Here is a 16,035-nt window from a genome sequence, read left to right as displayed (position 1 = left end):
CGCAGGCGATCAGTCCCAGAGTCCCACGACACCGTCGTGCGCGGCGAAGCGGCCCTTTGGACTGCACGGTCAGGCGCTTCTTGGCGTGGTCATTCGACGAAGTCGGCGATGAGCGTGGCGAATTCGTCCGGTGCGGCCAGGCGACTTGACGGTGTTGTTCACGTCGCATGGCCGACCAGTCCTCCGGCTCGGCGCTGAGGGCAGCCGCGGTCGCCGGGTCAATGGAGTCCGCGTCGGTGGGAGCCCGTCCCATGTGCTCGGCCATACGTCGCAGTCGGCTGGCCACGGCGCGTTCGGCCTTCGCCACCTCTCGTTCGTGCCGGGCGTCTTCGGGACTCGGGGCATCGAGTGCGGCGAGTTCACGGGCGTCCGCCTGGATGTCGGCTGCCGGCGCGAACTGGGCCGCGTCACTCAGGGACGCGGTGCGCTGTCCCCCGGCCGCGATCCCGGCGGACACGTGTACCGCGCGCCGCGCCGCCTGCGCCTGGGCGTACTGTTCGCTGTTCGTGGCAATCATCGGCCCCAACGGCAGGGCCGGCAGCACGGTGAAGGCGAGGAGATGGAAGCGCTGCGCACCACGTGTGGCGGGCGGAGCCGTCGCCGGCTGCGGAATGATCTCAAAGTCCCGCGGTACGCGTGGGGACCGGGACGCGGGGCGACGCCGCTGCGGGGGGCGCACGACACAGGCGGCGACTGCGGCCGTCAGGATCGCTGAGAAGGCCACCCCCCGCCGACGTCATGCCCCATACGCCCCACCCGGCCCCCTCCTCCAATGTCCCGTCCGGATTCAGGCCGTACAACTCCGGTGAGCGGCCCTGGAGATCCGCCAGACGGTGGGGCACGTCATACCCGAGGTCTTCGTGGGCGCAGCGGTCCCCCCACGAGGCTCTCCGGCTTGGCCGCATGCCGCAGGACGTACGAGGTCTGGGCGGCGAGCGTGAACTCCGATGCCGCCGGCCGCCCCCTGTCCTTGATCGGCTCAAGGGCCGCGGCCCGGGCCTCGGCCGCGGCGACTCGGAACGCGGGCGCCGCTTCGTCGGCGTGGAGATGCCGTACGTCTTCCTGCAGAGCCGCGTGGCGTCGTACGTCCTCACGGAGGGCGTCCTGCTAGGACCCACCAGCCTTGCTGAACTGCCACGTGGCCGAGAGGGTCGCCAGGGCGACAATGCTGTGTGTCACGAGTGCGAGGTGCCCGGGCCCAAATCCCCTCGAACCTCTTGTGGGCCCGTCAGCGAGCCGGCGTGCGGGCCGATCGTTCGGCGGGCGCGTTGGCCTGTGTTTCCCCTAGAGTCAGCCGTATGACCGAGGCACCGGCCCAGGACCGTGGCGCACGGTCGCGGGACGCCATTCTCGACACTGCCGGTGAACTGATGGCGCGGCACGGCTACGCCGCGACGTCCATCTCGATGATCTCGACCGCGTGCGGGCTGCCGGTCAGCTCCCTCTACTGGCACTTCGGCAGCAAGGACGGGATCTACGTCGCGGTGCTGGAGCGGGCCAGGACCGCACTGCTGGCGGCCCTGCCCCCGGCCGAGGTGCGGGGCGCCGACGTCGTCGAGCGCCTGGACACCTTCCTCGCCGACGTCGGGGATGCGTTCCAGCGTCATCAGCACGGCCTGCGGCTGCTGTTGGGGCTGGGCATGGTGCAGCAGGATGCCAGTGCGGCGGCCGTGGCCGAGGTGCGTCGGTACCGGGACGCGCTGGTGGTCTGGGGACAGGAATCGGTGAGCGCCGTCTTCGGGTTGCGTGACCGCCCTGAGGTGGCGGACGAGCTGGCGCGCTTCACGCTGAGAATGGCGAGCGGGACGGCCGTGGCCCGCTGGTTCGATGCGGGCGCTGTCCTCGAGATCGGCCCGTTGCGCGTGGCGTTGCTGGCACTGGCGGCCCACCACGGCGTGCCGGTGCGGGGCGTCCCGGGCGGGGACGCCCAGTCACGCGCCCTCACGAACAGGGAATGACGACCCTGTACCTGCCCCCGGAGGCTGCTCGGGTGGTTTGTGGGCGCGTTCGGCGCTCACCTGATCCGCCCCGTGAGAGGTGAGGAGGGCCACCAGGGCGTCCTGCCCTTGCCTCAGTGGCCGGTGCTCCTCCCGGACGAGGGCCCATGTCGACGTCACCGCACAGCCCTTCGGGAAGTGGGAGGCGGCTGCCAGAACGCGCATTGGTGATCGACCGCGAACCCGGTGGTGGGGCCAACCCGGTCGGGCGCCAGCACCTGGATCCGGTCCGCGTGAGCCGTGTAGCGGGGCCAGGCGGGGGTTTCCGGCCCGTTGGGGTCGCCGGTGGCGGCGAACCGGGCCCAGTAGGCGGTCATCGTTGCGGACAGGCGGCGCTGGACCGGTGTCAGGGGCGGCACTGCGTCCATGGGGAAGAGGTAGGCCAGTTCGGAGGCGTGGAAGGCGCCCTGCGGCGTGTGCGGTGCCGGGATGAACACCGGCGCCTGCGGGTCGGCGAACTCGTAGGCGTAGACCGGCGCCCGAGTGCCGTACAGCCGGCTGTCGGCCCGTGCGGGGCAGGCGAACCGCTGGTCCGTGCCGACGGCGGAGTACGCCAGGTTGGGAGAGGGATGTGCCGAGGCCGGGTACGTGTCGAGGACAGCGCCCGCGCGCTCGCCGTGCTGCAGCGTGATCAGGGCGGCGTACGAGGCGGGGGTCAGTGGGCCGCCACCGAGCAGATCCACGTACAGCGCGGTGAAGTAACGGTATTCGTCGTGGGTGTTGCCGCTCAGCGTGGGAACCGCGTTGACTCGTCCCTCTGCCCATGCCGTGCGCGGAGGACGCGGCAGGATGAGCGGCCCGGTGTTCGGGCCCCACAGGGGTTCTGCCCCGGTCCCGGCGGCGCGGATCAACTCGGTGACCGGCACGGCGCGCAGACAGGCGCCCGCGGTCGCCGGGTCGGGGCAGCCCACGGAGGCCGCGAAGCCGCTGCCCTTGCGCTCGGCAGCGTCCAGCGTGAGCGGTGTGAGCGCGCCGTGCGAGGCACAGCTTCCGCTCTGCTGGATGGCGCGGTGGAACAGGCCTTTCGCGGTCGGCGAGGCGATGTGGGCGCAGGTGTCCGCCGACCCGGCGGACTGACCGCCGAGCGTCACCCGGTTCCGGTCGCCGCCGAACGCGCCGATATTGCTCCGTACCCAGCGCAGCGCGGCCTGCTGGTCCATCAGGCCGTAGTCGCCGGAGGCGTGGTCCGCGCTCTCGGCCGACAGGGTGGGGTGGGCGAGGAACCCCAGTGCTCCGAGGCGGTAGTTGACGGTCACCACGATCACGCCACGTGCGGCGAGCGCGGCGCCGTCGTAGTCGCTGCCCGCGCCGTATGCGTTGCCGCCGCCGTGCAGCCAGACCAGCACCGGGAGAGGCCGGCCGGTAGTGCGGGCGGGAGTCCAGACATTGAGGTGAAGGCAGTCCTCCGTGGTGCTGCCGGTGCGGTTGGACTCGCCGGGCAGGACGGGGCCACCGCCGGGCAGCAGAGTCAGCGGCAGTTGGGGACATGGGTGAGCCGGTGCGGTGGCGTTCCGTACGCCGGGCCACCGTGCGGCGGGTCGCGGTGGATGCCAGCGCAGCGCACCGGTCGGCGGGGCGGCGAACGGTATCCCCTGGAAGACCCGCCCGCCGTCACGGCCGACTGCCCCGTGCACCCAGCCGCGGTCGGTACGCACGAGGAGGGAGTCGTGGCCGGCGTCGGTGCGGGCCGTGGCTGGGGGAGTGGTGAACAGCAGCAGAAGGGCTGCGACGGCGGTCGCGCCACGGGTCAGGGTGTGGCGCAGGCTTGAGAATCTCATCGAGTCGTCACTCCTGGTACCGGCGGGGGCCTGGGGCGGCGGTCATCGCGTGTGCTCGTAGGCGCCGATGTCGCAAGCGGCGCCCTGAGGACGGGCGATGCCGCGTTGATCGGTGGCAGGGCAGCCGTCGGCCGCGTCCAGGGCGGGGCTCCCCGGCAGCAGAGCCGCGGTGTCCGTCGGGCCGCCGTTGTCCGCGAGCGGTCCGAGCAGCGGGTCCCGGTGGGGCAGATCGCCCGCGGCGGTCAGCCGGCAGCTGCCGTCGCCGTCGATGTTGCGGCCCAGTGACGTGATGGTGGCGAAGGCCTTCTCGCAGTCGGCGGTCGTGCCGTCGACGGTGTTGCCCGCGACCACGGAGTTGCGAAGGCTCATGTGCCCCAGAGGCAGATCGACGATGTCGGGTAGGGGTGTCGGAAGGCTGTCGAGGTAGGCCGGCGCGATGTTGATTCCGCCCCCGCCGTCGCTGGAACGGTTGCCCGTGATGGTGGAGTTGAGGATCTGTACGGTTCCCAGGCCGCGAATGTCGATGCCTCCGCCGTAGCCGCCGAGGCTGCCGGGTCGGTCGCCGGGGTCGGTCACCCGGTTGTCGGCGATCGTCGAGTTCGTCACGGTGCCGCTGTCGTCGAATCTGATACCCCCGGCTTCTCCCGCGGCGTTGCCGCTGACCGTGCTGTCGACGAGATCCAGGTGGGAGTCCGGGATGTTGAAGATGCCGCCGCCGTAGCCGGCGGAGTTCCCGGTCACGGCGACCCGGCGCAGCGTCAGGTGCTGTTCGTTGGCGATGCCGCCGCCACCGGTGTCGGTGAAGGGCAGTTCGCGCTGCCTGGCCCGTCCTCCCGTGATCGTCACGTCCGACATGTACGTGTCAGCCCGCAGGCGGAAGACCCGGTCCAGGAAGTTGGCGTCGATGACGGTGGTTCGCGCGCCGGAGCCCTTGATCGTGGTGGGCGCATCGACGTTCAAGTCGCCTGTGGTGGGGTCTGGATGAGACCCGATGATGAGCCGGGGGTCGGGCGGGATGGTCAGCCGATAGCGGCCGGGAGGCAGTGTGATCGTGCTGCCCGGCCGGGAACTGGCGGCCGTCACCGCGGCGCGCAGACTGCACGATCCCGACGCGGTACGGCAACGGCCGTCCGACGGGTCGGCGTCCACCGCGTCGGAGGTGGTGTCGACGGTGAACTCCGTCGGCCCGGCGGTCGCGGGCGCTGCGGCGGATGCGGCGGGGGCGGCGAGCTGCGCTGCCGTCGCGAGGGCGATGGCTGCGAGTGCTGCCGGGATGGCTCGGACCCTCATGCGATGCGCTCCTCTCGGGGAGGGACCTGGGCGTACGAGGACTTGGTTGCTACGAGGACTTGCCCGCGGGGCGAGGTACGTGGCTCGTGCGGGGGTACGCGGCTTGCGGGGAATGTGGCCGGCCCGGGGCGGTCAGGCGGCGCCGTCCCATGAGGCGCACCGGCGAGCTGGGAGGGCCGACGGAAGACACGACGCGTGTGAACCACCCACGCTCTGGAGCGAGCGTTCCATTCAGGGCAGTCCGTGTCTACTGGCGGGTAGAGAATGACCGAATGGAGGCGGTACCGGTGCCGCTTGATACGCCCACCCGAACGGGCGGATGCCACGCGCCGACTGTGACCGTGCGTCCCGCGACGGACCGACGCCTCTCTTGATCACGGGAAGCTCGACAACAGGCCTGGTGGCGGGCATGCGGCTCGGGAAGGCGGAACGGATTTGGGACTTGGCTGCCGGGGATAGATGTCGGTCAGTGCCGTGCTGCTTCCCTATGATCGGTGTGAGTTCGGAACCGGGAGGAACGGCACGTGGGTGGGTGTGGCGAAGCAACCGGTCCGGACCGTACGCCCGTTCCGCGCTTGCTGTATGACATCAACAGCCTCGCCGCCTCACCGGTGTCCGCCGGGGTCGCGTGGAAGCTGAGCGAAGCGGGACGGCAGCTGGATGCGAATGTCGTCCAGCTCCCGCCGGGCGGGTGTGTGGACGCGCACGTCGAGCCGGACCTCGATGTGCTCCTCCTCGTCGTTGCCGGCGAGGGCACCGTGACAGGCGCTGACGGGATTGGGCACCTCTCGGAAGGAGCCTTGCTCTGGCTCCCGCGTGGCAGCCGCCGCAGCCTCGAGGCAGGGGACGACGGCCTTTCTTACCTGACGGTCCATCAGCGCCGCCCCGGTCTCCAGATCCGCTCCCACCAGGCCTGATCCCATCAGGTCGGTGCTTGCAACGCTTGAGCGCCCCCAGTGCCATCCACACCACGCGCACAGGCGCACAGCCGACGGGCCCCGCCCACGCACGCATGCTTGCCCGTCGAGAGGCCGTCTCGCCATACCTGCCGGAACCGCCTCCCCCCCCGTGCCGGTACGGCGAGTTCCTCACCCGACGGCGGACCGACGAGGGCGGGTCAGCCGGTGGGGTCGAGAAGGATCTTGCGGACGCCGTCGGAGCGGCTGGCGAAGAGTTCGTACGCCGCGGGGCCCTGGGAGAGAGGGAAGTGGTGGGACACCACGACCTCCGGCTTGATCCGGCCGGCCTGGGCGAGGGCGATCAGGGCCGGGAGTTCGTAGTGGATCGAGCAGAGCCCGATGGCGAACTCGAGTTCCTTGATCTGAGCCAGCCCCATGTGGAAGGGAAATGCCTTGTTCTGGCTGACTCCGATGACGCTGACCCGGCCGGCCGGCCTGACGGCCTTGAGGGCCAGCTCGATGGTGGCGTCGGAGCCCACGGCCTCCACCACCGCGTCCGGTCCGCGTCCGCCGGTCATCTCCCGTATGACGGCCTTCGCGTCCGCGCCCTCCACCGGTTCGACCCCCAAGGTGGCGGCGAAGGCGCGGCGCTCCGCGACCAGGTCCGCGCCGAGCACACGCGCGGCGCCCATCGCGAAGGCGGACTGGGCGGCCATCAGGCCGACCGGGCCGAGGCCGATGACCAGGACGGTCTCTCCGGGCTGGATGCGGGCACGGCGGCAGCCGTACCAGGCCGTGGGGGCGTTGTCCGTCAGGACGACGGCGGCCTCGTCGGAGATGCCCTCGGGCAGGTGCACCAGGTTGATGTCGGCATACGGCACCGCGAGGCCCTGGGCCTGGCTGCCGGGGAGTTGTGGACTGACGCCGTAGCAGAGCTCTGTGCTGGACTTGGCGCGCTCGCACCGGGCGGTGAACCCGGCCGCGCACGACCGGCACCGCGTGCAGCCGGCCGAGGCGGGCACCAGGACCCGGTCGCCGGGCTTGAAGCGGGTGACCTGGTCACCGGTGTCGACCACCACGCCCACGCACTCGTGTCCCGGTGTGTAGCCGAGTTCCGGGCTGAACGGGTTGCCGGCGTATATGTGCAGGTCACTGCCGCAGATGCCGGCTGTGGTCACCTGGACGACCGCGTCGGTGGGGCTGGTGACGGCCGGGTCGGGGACGTCCCCGTAGCGAATGTCGTGACGGCCGTGGTAGGTCAGTGCCTTCATCGGTTTCTCCTTCCTCTCTGCCCGGTCAGTCCGCGATCTTCAGCACGAGCTTGCCGTGGTTTTCACCACGGAACGGGCGCATCAGGGTGTCGGGGAACTCGGCCACTCCACCTGACACCACGTCCTCGAGGGACTTCAGTCGGCCCTCGGCCCGCCACGTGGCGAGCCGCGCAGTGCCCTCGGCGTACCGGTCGGCGTAGTCGAAGACCACCATGCCCGTCATGGTGGCCCGGTTGACCAGCAGCGACAGGTAGTTGGCGGGACCCTGCGGCGAGGCGCTGTTGTACTGGGAGACGGCTCCGCAGACGATGACGCGGGCGCCGCGCGCCAGCCGTGGCAGTACGGCGTCCAGGACGTCGCCACCGACGTTGTCGAAGTACACGTCCACACCGCTGGGAGCCTGGTCGCGCAGCGCCTTGCGGACGTCCTCGCTCTTGTAGTCGATCGCGGCGTCGAACCCGAATTCGTCGACCACGAGTCGGCACTTGGCCTCGCCACCGGCGATGCCGATGACCCGGCAGCCCAGGATCTTGGCGATCTGACCGACGACGCTGCCGACCGCTCCTGCCGCACCCGAGACGACGACCGTCTGGCCGGGCTCGGGACGTCCGATGTCGATCAAGCCGAAGTAGGCGGTCAGGCCCGACATGCCGAGAGCGCCGAGATACGTGGGCAGGGGGGCCGCTGCCGGATCGACCTTGGTGACGCTGCGCCCGCCCGACAGGCAGTACTCCTGCACACCGAAGGACCCCGACACATGGTCGCCGACCGCGAAACCGGAGTGCCGAGAGGCGATCACGCGTCCCACCGCACCCGCGCGCATGACCTCACCGATCTCCACCGGGCGGATGTAGGACCTGCCCGCGTTCATCCAGCCGCGCATCGCCGGATCGATCGAGAGACAGAGCACCTGCACCAGGAATTCGCCGTCGCCGGGTTCCCCGACCGTCTCCTCCACGTGCTCCCAGTCGGTGGGCCGAGGGTCGCCCACGGGACGCGCGGCCAGGCGCACCTGGTGGTTGATCGTGCTCATCTTCGGCGGCTCCTCAGACGGTCGCGGTGGATCGGCGGGGGACGGTCGGCGGCTGCCCGTCTGCGTGCGCCGCGGTGCCTGCAATGACGTACCGTCTGGTCGGTATGCTCCGTGAGCGTACGGCGGCGACGCGCGGGAGGCAAGGGGTGCTCGGCTCTGGGCGAGGCGGCACCGGGCCCGGACCGCGGCTGGAGCCCCGGGGGAGTGCAAGCGACTGAGAGTGAACATCGTCCGTGGACGCGGCGGGGAGCGGAGATCCGACTCCTTGACGGCTCAGACGCATGAGGTGCTTCCGCCGCTACTGGCTCACTTCTCAGCCGTCACCGACAGCCGGCTCCGGCGCTCCAACACATGGCGCGCCCCCTGGCGCGACGTCCCCACCGAGGTCGTGGCCGTCACCCGGCCCGCTGTCTGCGTCACGGGCCGGCCTGTGATCGCCTCGCTGGGGGCGGGACGAGTAGCGGAGGACAGGGCGAAGTGGACTGGGGTCGGTTCGCGCAACCAGTTCCCCGGGGGAACCTGGGCCTGGACGCCGGCGCAGCCGATGTCCGGGGAGAGCCGCAGTCTGGGGCTGATCGTGCGGGAAGGGGCCGTACGGGCGTACGCGGTGGAGTCGCGCAAGCCGCGCAGCCATACGCCGCATCGGACGGGAGGTCCCGGTCATGTCAGGACACCCGCGTTCGGAGACCGGCGCTCCCTGAGGCGCCGGGGGAGTCGACTGTCCTGGAGTTTGCGCTGGGCTGGTCCGCGTCGGTCGAGGAGTTCACCACCACGACCCCGGCCGCCGGCCGTGTTCTCCGCGTACGCCGCCGAGTTGGGCAAGCCGATCACCGTCGAGGCATTCTCGGTGGGCATCCCGGATCCGGACGTGAAGGTGGAGCCCGCGGCGCAGGGCCGTTACCGGGTCCAGGCCAAGTGGGCGATCGGCCCGCGACGCGTCCAGGACCGGATGTCCGGAAAGCAGCGGCGCGTGACGCTGCGTCAACTCCACACTATTGCGTAGCGATCGAATCCTGCCGCCGCCGATACCCGTTCCGGGCTTCGGCGCGGCCATGAGAGTCAGGGCGCAAGGGCGCTGCCCCTTTGGAGGGCGGCTCGCGGACCACACGGGGGATCACCTTGACGGAGCATGAAGACGCACACCGGCCCCCGACGGGCCAGCCACAGCAGGATTCCCCCTACGAGCCGCAGCCCGGCACTTTCGGGCCGCCGCTCCCAGCCCTTCCGGCCGCCCCACCCCAGTACTCCGCATACGCCGCTCCGCCCGGCGCGTTTGGGCCACCGCCACAGGGCCCGCCCCGGCAGGGCCTACCCGCCCCACCGCCCGCCCCCCACGGCGCCCCCTACGGCTGGCCGTCTCCGCCGCCGGGCGGGCAGGGACGGCGACTGCTGCCCGCCGAGCGGCGCGGGCGCTTCCTGCTCTTCGGCGGCGTCGGTGTGCTGATCGTCGCGCTGATCGTCGGGCTGCTGGTCTGGAACAACGCCTCAGGCTCAAAGGCGCCGGAGGCCAAGCGGGACCTGGGGCCGTTCCGGCAGGCCGTGGCCGCGCTGGCCGATTCTCCCGGCCTGCGATACCAGGACTCCGTCGTCGGCCTGATGAAGCGGGACATCACTGTCACCGCCTCCGGCAGCAGCTTCGGCACCAGCGGCTTGGGCAGCGGCGGACTTGACCGCGAGATCCTGCACATCGGTGGCAGGACCTTCACCCGCTACAAGGGACTGGCCCAGGGTACGGAGCCAGGCGCGGAAGCCTCCGGCACATGGGCGGTCGCGGAGGAGAGCGGCATCCGCGAGACGCAGGAGGTCGTCGGACGCAGGCCGTCCCCGGCCCTGCTCGCGATCCAGCTCGCCAAGGCCCTGAACGCGCTGGAGAACACGCCTGCACCCAGCGAATCCGCCAAGCCGCCCACGGTGAACGGCACTCCCGCCCTCGCGCTGGACACCTCGATGGGCCGTCTCCTCGTCACCGAGAACAAGCCCCACCGGTTGCTGCGCATGGAGCCCTACGGCCCCTCTTGGCCGGCCAAGGCCTCCGGTGGCGCGACTGAGCCGGCCTCGGCCCGGTTCGCTCACGCCACGGCCCAGAGAGCCTCCGAGGACGAGGACCCCTTCAAAACCCCCGAGGTGACGGACGGCCCACTCAAAGGCAGCGATTCCGACGGCCTGGACCTGGCGCCCGTCACCGGGGATGCCGCCGACACCATGTTCGACACCCTGGAGAAGCAGGCAAAGGAGCTGAACAACGCCACCGACAGGGGCATCACCCTGAACCTAACCGGTTCGGGAACGGTGCACTGCGGCCCAGGCGGGTGCACGGCCAGGAACAGCTTCGCCGGGCAGATCACCACCAGTGCCAAGAGCCGTCTGGTGGACGGCAAGGTCACCGCGGTGATGACCGCCTCCTTCAGCATCGACGGCAGGCCCGCGGGCCAGTGCACCAGCCCGCAAAGCTCCTTCGCGGTCACCAGCACCAGCGTCTCCGGCAGTCTGTCCTGTTCCAGCCCTGGCGCCGGTCCCACCTTCGCCTCGGTCGAGGCGCAGAAGAAGGCCGAGGCACGGGCCCGCTCCCGGGCCAGCGGCGGCCGCCCGGTCCAGTATCAGGTCCCCTACCGCGCCGACACCCTGATCACCGCCCGCGCCCTGGCGACGATCGAGGTCAAGAGGCTGGTCGACAAGGTGCGGCAGGAACGCGACGGCGCGAACTGCCCCACCTCCCGCGGCGCCTCGGGGGCGACCCACCACATCCCCGGCATCGCCGAGGATCCGGTCCGAGGCGGCGTCCAGGAAGTCCGGCACACCGCAGCCTTGGCAGGCCACAACCCGTCGGCCTGGCCTGCGGCGCAGACCGCCAAGACCGCCGGTGACGAAGACTGTGTGAACTGGTCGGCCAAGAGCGTGAAGACCTTCGGGCACAGCTTCAAGACCCATGGCGCAGGCGCGAAGAACACGAAGAAGCTGACCGATCGCGCCCGAAGCACCGGCAACCAGCAAGGGCAGTGGCTGGACAACGACGCCGCCGCGCAGTTCCTGCGCAGCGCGCACGTACCCGGCTCCGGCCCCCGCACGGTGCCCATCCCGGAGGGGCTCGGACAGGTGATCATGCCGGACGGAGCCATCGTCGCTGCCCGGGCGGCTACCCTCGTCCCGGGCCCGGGCGGGCTCTATCGCACGGCATACCCGGTCGTTGACCTGGAATAATAGGAAACTTGAGGTCATGAGCTTTTCGGTTTCGTTCCGCCCACCTGTACCCAGGGGTGCCCCTGCCGGCGCCCCGGTCCCTCCGGAACCGGACGCGGAGTACGAAACCCTGGTCATGGAGGCGTGCGAAGCTCTCGCCGAGGCCGGGGGCGGCAGCTTCCACATGAGCGGCTTCGGTACGCCGGAGTGGCCGCTCGACGTGGCGTACGACCTGTCCGCGTTCATGGAGCAGTTCCCGGATCTGCTTGCGGGGCTGAGGGCGCATCGGGAGGTGGAGATCGACCTCTACTCCCAGGGCGTCGAGAGAACGCTGACCTTCCGCCCGGAAGGCGAGGCCGTGGCCATTCACTGCGCCTCGCGCACACAGTGGGTGCCGGACCCGGAGTGGGAGCGACTTCCTCAGGGTGAACTCATGGCCATGCTGACCACGCTGGCCGCCGACTTCGCCGACGGCCTGGCGGACGTCCACCCTGGCCTGGCAAGGGTCGCCCCCTTCCATGAGTGGCGCCAACGGGGGAACCGGCAAACGCGCCGCGCCGCTGGCACCGGCTGACCCGTGAACCGTCCGGCGCAGAGCCGCGAATCGGTGAACGTCCTTGCCCTCCCGTGAAGCAAGGGGCTCTCGGCCCTGAGTGACACGTGGTGGCGGACCCAGTCAACAGAACCACCAGTTGTTGACGGTCACCGCCGGCTCGACGACGGTACGTGGCCGCAGTTCGGCACTTTCGTCATCTCGATGGGCGCCTCCGCCAAGCCTTGGCCATACGCCGCCCCAGCAGGGAGTCGACATGCGCGCACGCTGGAAACGCTGCGCGGGCGTGCCGCTGTCCGGCCACGCCCGCTGCGTGTGCTTCCGTCCCCCCCCGGCGAGCGCGGCAGGGTCAGAGCCGCTCGACGGTGTACCAGAGTTGCCAGTCCCCGACGTTCCCGGGATCGTGCCGTTCATCGTCGGGGCTGTAGGAGCCAGCCCCCATGAGCCGCGTCACTCGACTCGCGGGCAGTCCCCGTGGCGCCGACCCGGGCCTGCCTGAACCAAGGGCGGTTGAGGCTCAACTACGAAGAAGCACGCGGCCAGACTGGCCAGAAGGACGAAGCCGCCGTCGTCTCTCTGGATGAGTTGGTGGCACTTCGCAGTCCGCCATGCGCAGCTTCCCAGAGGCGGGATCGGTGGGGGCGGCCGGAGGTCTCCGGCCGCCCTGCTCAGACCGAGGGCCGCCCCGCTGCTGATCGTCGACATCGCCCTGGATCTCGCCGCGAACCGGGAATGAGCGACCCGGCCGCGGCGAGCAGGCGCTGTGCGGGAGGGGATCAGCTGCCGGTGAGGGAGATGGCTATGTCCGTGATGTTCAGCGGGAATTGGTAGATCGGGGTCACCGCACCGGTGAGCAGGTTGACCGTGTAGAGCGTCGGGGTGCTGGCGCCGTACGGGGTGAGGGAGGCGAAGGCGGCGTTGTCGACCGTCTTGCCGCCGCTCAGGGTGCTGTAGATGTCCATGCCGGCCTTGAGCTGGGCGTCGATGCCGAGGCTGCCGGTCGGGGCGAGTGTGCCGTTGTTGGCCGGGGACTGGATGACGACCTGGTCGCTGGTCGTGTTGACGTCGAACAGGGTGGTCGCGGTGGCCGCGTTGAGGTCGTTGTTCGTGTACGCGGCGGCTGTGACGCCCTTGGTCGTGCCCTCGGTCGGTGGGGTCGTGAGGTTCAGGTCCTGGATGGTGGTGTGATCGTTCAGGTTGTGCCGCAGGTTCTGGCCATTGTCACTGATCACGCGGAGCCGGTCGGCCGCAGGGTTGAAGTCGACGCCGAATGTCGTGCCGTTCAGCGCGTACTGGAGCTGGGACACCTTGGTGACGACGACGTCCGTGGTGGCCGGCGGGGTCTTGATGGTGTAGATACCGCCCTTGTTGCCGACGCCGTACATCAGGCCGTCCTGGACCCGGAAGTCGATGCCGACCAGGGCGGTGTCACCGCTGAGCCCGGTGATGACCCGCACCCAGTTGAGCACGTCCGGACGGTCGGTCGTGAACGTGGCCATCAGGGTGCCGTCACCGCTGATGCCGAACGCGCGAAGGCTGGGGGCGGCTGCGGGCGCGGCCGAGGCGGAGCCCGGTGCGCTCAGCATGAGCGCCGTCGACGTAGCCATGACCGCGAGCGCCGCCGCGATTCTCTTTCTCATGCCCGCTTTCATCGGTTTTTCCCTCCCGTTTGAGAAAACGCCAACGTGTGGCGTCACGAGTGACGTGCGGATGAGAAATTACTGTGCCCAGCCCGTACCGATCGCCAGAAATCGCGCCGGAATGATCACCGTGGTTCTCCCCCAACGGGCGGGTACATGGCCCCCATTAAACCTACTTCACTCCGCCTCTACAAGCGGAACCGGTGGCGGAAACGCCCCAGTCCGGTAATTCTGTGCACAGTGACAAAGGCTCCGGCGATACGCCCGTCATGGATTTATGCGAAGTGATAAACGGCGTCCGGATTTCGTCTGTCCGCCCGTTCGGGCGGAATGGCATGCTCACCGCTCATGGGGAGCCTCTTCGCCGAGCTGGCCCGGCGGGCGACGGCCAACGCCCGCAGGGAGGTCGAGACGTATGTACGGGAGATCCCGGAGTTCGGGATCCTGGACACGGATCCGCGCGCCATGGCGCAGACGTTGGAGCATGCGGTCTGGTTCCGTCGTCGCACGGACGAACTGTCGCCGGACAACACCGAGTTGAGGGACGACGATCTGAGCTACATCTCCGCGATGGGCGAGCTGCGCGCCGGGGCGGGCATGTCGCTCGACGCGCGACAACGGGTGCTGCGGGTGCACACCGCGCTGATGCTGCGCGAGATCAACGAGGTCACCGCCACCCAGCGCGGCGGCAGTGTCGAGGAACTGATGCGGATGATGACCTGGTTCGCCCTGCAGGGCGAGCGCGGCATCGGCGCCTACCGCCAAGGATTCGTGACGGTGCTGCGGCGCCGGCTGCCGTATGCCGAGCAGGTTGCCCTGCTGGCCCGGTCATTGCTGGCCGGGGATTCTGTGGCCGCCGAACTCGCCTCGGTGGTGGACATGGATGTGTCCGACTATTACGCGGTAACCGTCTTCCGTGTGCCGGACCGTCCGACCGTCGCCGATCCCGCCCTGGAAAACGAGATCGAGACCCTGGTGAAAACGCACCGAGTACCTGTGACGTGGGCCCCGGAAAACGGTTACGAGAGGGGAGAACTGGTCGTCCTGGCTCCGCGTCCGTCCGACGCCGGGAAAACGGTACCCGACCTCTTGCCCGGTCCATCCGACTCCCACGACCTGTTACCCGACGGGCCCGATTTACCCGCACTCGTACGGGATTTCGCCCAGGCCCTCGCCCGCCCCTGCGCCGTCGGTACCGCCACCGCACCGCTCGCCGACCTCACCGGCGCCCTCGAACGCGCCCGCCGGATCAGCAGGGCGGCCCCGCTGAGCCGACCGTCCGCCCGACTGCGGGCGCACACCGTGGCGGACGTCTTCGTCGAACTCGCCGTCGCGGACATCCCGTTCGTCGACGACTGGCTCCGCACGGTGGCCCGCCGCCTGCAGGACGGCTCCGACCTCCTTCTCACACTCGACGCCTACTACCACCACGACATGCACCGGGGCACCACGGCCACGGCCCTCAACGTCCACACCCGCACCGTCGACTACCGCCTCCGCCGAGTACGGGAGCTGACCGGCATCGACCCGGGCTCGACGAATGGCGTGCGCGTACTGAGCGCGGTCGTGGCCCGGATGCTGTCGGGGGCGTGGGAGTGAGGGCGGGTCGTGATGCGGCCGGCTGTAGCGGGCGTCGTACCACAGGTGCACCCCGGGATGGGCGGCGATGAACTTGCGGACTGTGCGGGCGTGGTGGATCTGGTCGTGGTCGCAGGGGACCACGACCGCCTGGGCGTGCAGGAATGCCGCCACCGGCCGGCGCAGCAGGGTGAGGAAGTCGGCAGCACGCCGTTGGCCGCGACCGCAGCGGACGGCGGGGAGCAGTGGCCGTCATGCCGTGGGCGCACTGCTCCCTGACGCTTGGACAGCATGTGTTACTCCCGGGCTGGGACCGCCATCTCCCCAAGGAGCGACCAGTCATCCTGCGGAATCGTCGCGTTTACGATGCGCGGCGTCTCGACCAGATGGGGCGGCAGCGTCTGCTGCGCAGCCTTGAAGTGCGCGGACTGTACATGTGCGGCCCCGGCCTCGTCATCGCGGAAGGCCTCGACCAGGACGTACTCCGTCGGCTCGTCCACGCTGCGCGACCATTCGAACCACAGGCAGCCGGGCTCGGCGCGCGTCGCCCCGGTGAAGTCAGCGGTGATCTCGGGCCATCGGTCGGCGTGCTCGGGACGGACTCGGAACTTGGCGGTAATGAAGATCACGGAATTCCTTAGTTGAAGATTGTGCACCCTGCATCGCAACAGGCGTGGTGTCCGACCCGGCAGGACGACGAACCGATCCAGGGACAGGTGGGCCTTGCTCGCGTTCTGGCCGTGCCATCAGGACTGGCGAAGGGATCGTACGAGCTCCCTTGTCGGTGCCGGCTTGCGGACTTCGCGACACCGAACGCGT

General features: G+C 70.1%; 13 protein-coding genes. 6 read left to right on the top strand and 7 right to left on the bottom strand.

What is annotated here, in order from left to right:
• Positions 1-1,298: 1,298 nt before the first annotated feature.
• Entirely contained in the window at positions 1,299-1,958 is a 660-nt protein-coding gene (locus tag EHO50_RS09810) for a TetR/AcrR family transcriptional regulator (protein WP_128429499.1), read from the top strand.
• 155 nt (positions 1,959-2,113) lie between these two features.
• On the opposite strand, the gene EHO50_RS09805 is transcribed toward EHO50_RS09810, so the two are convergent.
• The 3 genes from EHO50_RS09805 to EHO50_RS46000 all read right to left on the bottom strand — a co-directional run bounded on the left by EHO50_RS09805 (position 2,114) and on the right by EHO50_RS46000 (position 5,850).
• Positions 2,114-3,775: a carboxylesterase/lipase family protein gene (locus EHO50_RS09805; protein WP_128429498.1), complete on the bottom strand. Its 1,662-nt coding sequence runs from the start codon at positions 3,773-3,775 to the stop codon at positions 2,114-2,116.
• Positions 3,776-3,817: 42 nt separating this feature from the next.
• Complete coding sequence (locus EHO50_RS09800) at positions 3,818-5,065, bottom strand: choice-of-anchor Q domain-containing protein (protein ID WP_128429497.1); 1,248 nt, start codon at positions 5,063-5,065, stop codon at positions 3,818-3,820.
• Positions 5,066-5,670: 605 nt separating this feature from the next.
• Positions 5,671-5,850 (bottom strand): hypothetical protein, encoded by a 180-nt coding sequence (locus EHO50_RS46000; protein WP_425472185.1) that lies wholly within the window; start codon positions 5,848-5,850, stop codon positions 5,671-5,673.
• On the opposite strand from EHO50_RS46000, the gene EHO50_RS45995 reads away from it, so the two are divergent.
• Positions 5,791-5,982 (top strand): AraC family ligand binding domain-containing protein, encoded by a 192-nt coding sequence (locus tag EHO50_RS45995; protein WP_425472181.1) that lies wholly within the window; start codon positions 5,791-5,793, stop codon positions 5,980-5,982. The two genes, EHO50_RS46000 and EHO50_RS45995, sit on opposite strands and share 60 nt — an antisense overlap.
• Before the next feature lie 200 nt (positions 5,983-6,182).
• On the opposite strand, the gene EHO50_RS09790 is transcribed toward EHO50_RS45995, so the two are convergent.
• Positions 6,183-7,235 carry an alcohol dehydrogenase catalytic domain-containing protein gene (locus EHO50_RS09790; protein WP_128429495.1) on the bottom strand — a complete coding sequence of 351 codons (1,053 nt, stop codon included), beginning with the start codon at positions 7,233-7,235 and terminating at the stop codon, positions 6,183-6,185.
• 25 nt (positions 7,236-7,260) lie between these two features.
• The gene (locus tag EHO50_RS09785) at positions 7,261-8,268 is read right to left on the bottom strand and encodes an NADP-dependent oxidoreductase (RefSeq protein ID WP_181449588.1); all 1,008 of its coding nucleotides are present in this window, start codon (positions 8,266-8,268) and stop codon (positions 7,261-7,263) included.
• A 790-nt stretch (positions 8,269-9,058) separates the two neighbouring features.
• Here EHO50_RS09785 and EHO50_RS09780 point away from each other — a divergent pair.
• From EHO50_RS09780 to EHO50_RS09770, 3 genes are all read left to right on the top strand, one after another.
• Entirely contained in the window at positions 9,059-9,271 is a 213-nt protein-coding gene (locus EHO50_RS09780; protein WP_128429494.1) for a hypothetical protein, read from the top strand.
• Positions 9,272-9,387: 116 nt separating this feature from the next.
• Positions 9,388-11,466: a hypothetical protein gene (locus EHO50_RS09775; RefSeq protein WP_128429493.1), complete on the top strand. Its 2,079-nt coding sequence runs from the start codon at positions 9,388-9,390 to the stop codon at positions 11,464-11,466.
• Positions 11,467-11,581: 115 nt separating this feature from the next.
• The gene (locus tag EHO50_RS09770) at positions 11,582-12,019 is read left to right on the top strand and encodes a hypothetical protein (protein WP_128429492.1); all 438 of its coding nucleotides are present in this window, start codon (positions 11,582-11,584) and stop codon (positions 12,017-12,019) included.
• A 755-nt stretch (positions 12,020-12,774) separates the two neighbouring features.
• On the opposite strand, the gene EHO50_RS09765 is transcribed toward EHO50_RS09770, so the two are convergent.
• Positions 12,775-13,605: a DUF4394 domain-containing protein gene (locus tag EHO50_RS09765; RefSeq protein ID WP_220096440.1), complete on the bottom strand. Its 831-nt coding sequence runs from the start codon at positions 13,603-13,605 to the stop codon at positions 12,775-12,777.
• A gap of 381 nt (positions 13,606-13,986) precedes the next feature.
• On the opposite strand from EHO50_RS09765, the gene EHO50_RS09760 reads away from it, so the two are divergent.
• Positions 13,987-15,237, top strand: a complete 1,251-nt coding sequence (locus EHO50_RS09760; protein WP_128429490.1) for a PucR family transcriptional regulator — start codon at positions 13,987-13,989, stop codon at positions 15,235-15,237.
• 275 nt (positions 15,238-15,512) lie between these two features.
• Here EHO50_RS09760 and EHO50_RS09755 read toward each other — a convergent pair whose 3' ends face one another.
• Positions 15,513-15,845: a putative quinol monooxygenase gene (locus EHO50_RS09755; RefSeq protein WP_128429489.1), complete on the bottom strand. Its 333-nt coding sequence runs from the start codon at positions 15,843-15,845 to the stop codon at positions 15,513-15,515.
• Positions 15,846-16,035: the final 190 nt, after the last annotated feature.

Source organism: Streptomyces cyaneus (assembly GCF_004028635.1).
GTDB lineage: Bacteria > Actinomycetota > Actinomycetes > Streptomycetales > Streptomycetaceae > Streptomyces > Streptomyces cyaneus.
This window is presented reverse-complemented; position numbering and strand designations above follow the sequence as displayed.

Excerpts from the sequence above, each read along its gene's own strand:
- EHO50_RS09805 (WP_128429498.1), bottom strand. The coding sequence starts at position 3,775 with ATGAGATTCTCAAGCCTGCGCCACACCCTGACCCGTGGCGCGACCGCC.
- EHO50_RS09760 (WP_128429490.1), top strand. The coding sequence starts at position 13,987 with ATGGGGAGCCTCTTCGCCGAGCTGGCCCGGCGGGCGACGGCCAACGCC.
- EHO50_RS09790 (WP_128429495.1), bottom strand. The coding sequence starts at position 7,235 with ATGAAGGCACTGACCTACCACGGCCGTCACGACATTCGCTACGGGGAC.
- EHO50_RS09765 (WP_220096440.1), bottom strand. The coding sequence starts at position 13,605 with ATGGCTACGTCGACGGCGCTCATGCTGAGCGCACCGGGCTCCGCCTCG.
- EHO50_RS09770 (WP_128429492.1), top strand. The coding sequence starts at position 11,582 with ATGGAGGCGTGCGAAGCTCTCGCCGAGGCCGGGGGCGGCAGCTTCCAC.
- EHO50_RS09800 (WP_128429497.1), bottom strand. The coding sequence starts at position 5,065 with ATGAGGGTCCGAGCCATCCCGGCAGCACTCGCAGCCATCGCCCTCGCG.
- EHO50_RS09810 (WP_128429499.1), top strand. The coding sequence starts at position 1,299 with ATGACCGAGGCACCGGCCCAGGACCGTGGCGCACGGTCGCGGGACGCC.
- EHO50_RS09785 (WP_181449588.1), bottom strand. The coding sequence starts at position 8,268 with ATGAGCACGATCAACCACCAGGTGCGCCTGGCCGCGCGTCCCGTGGGC.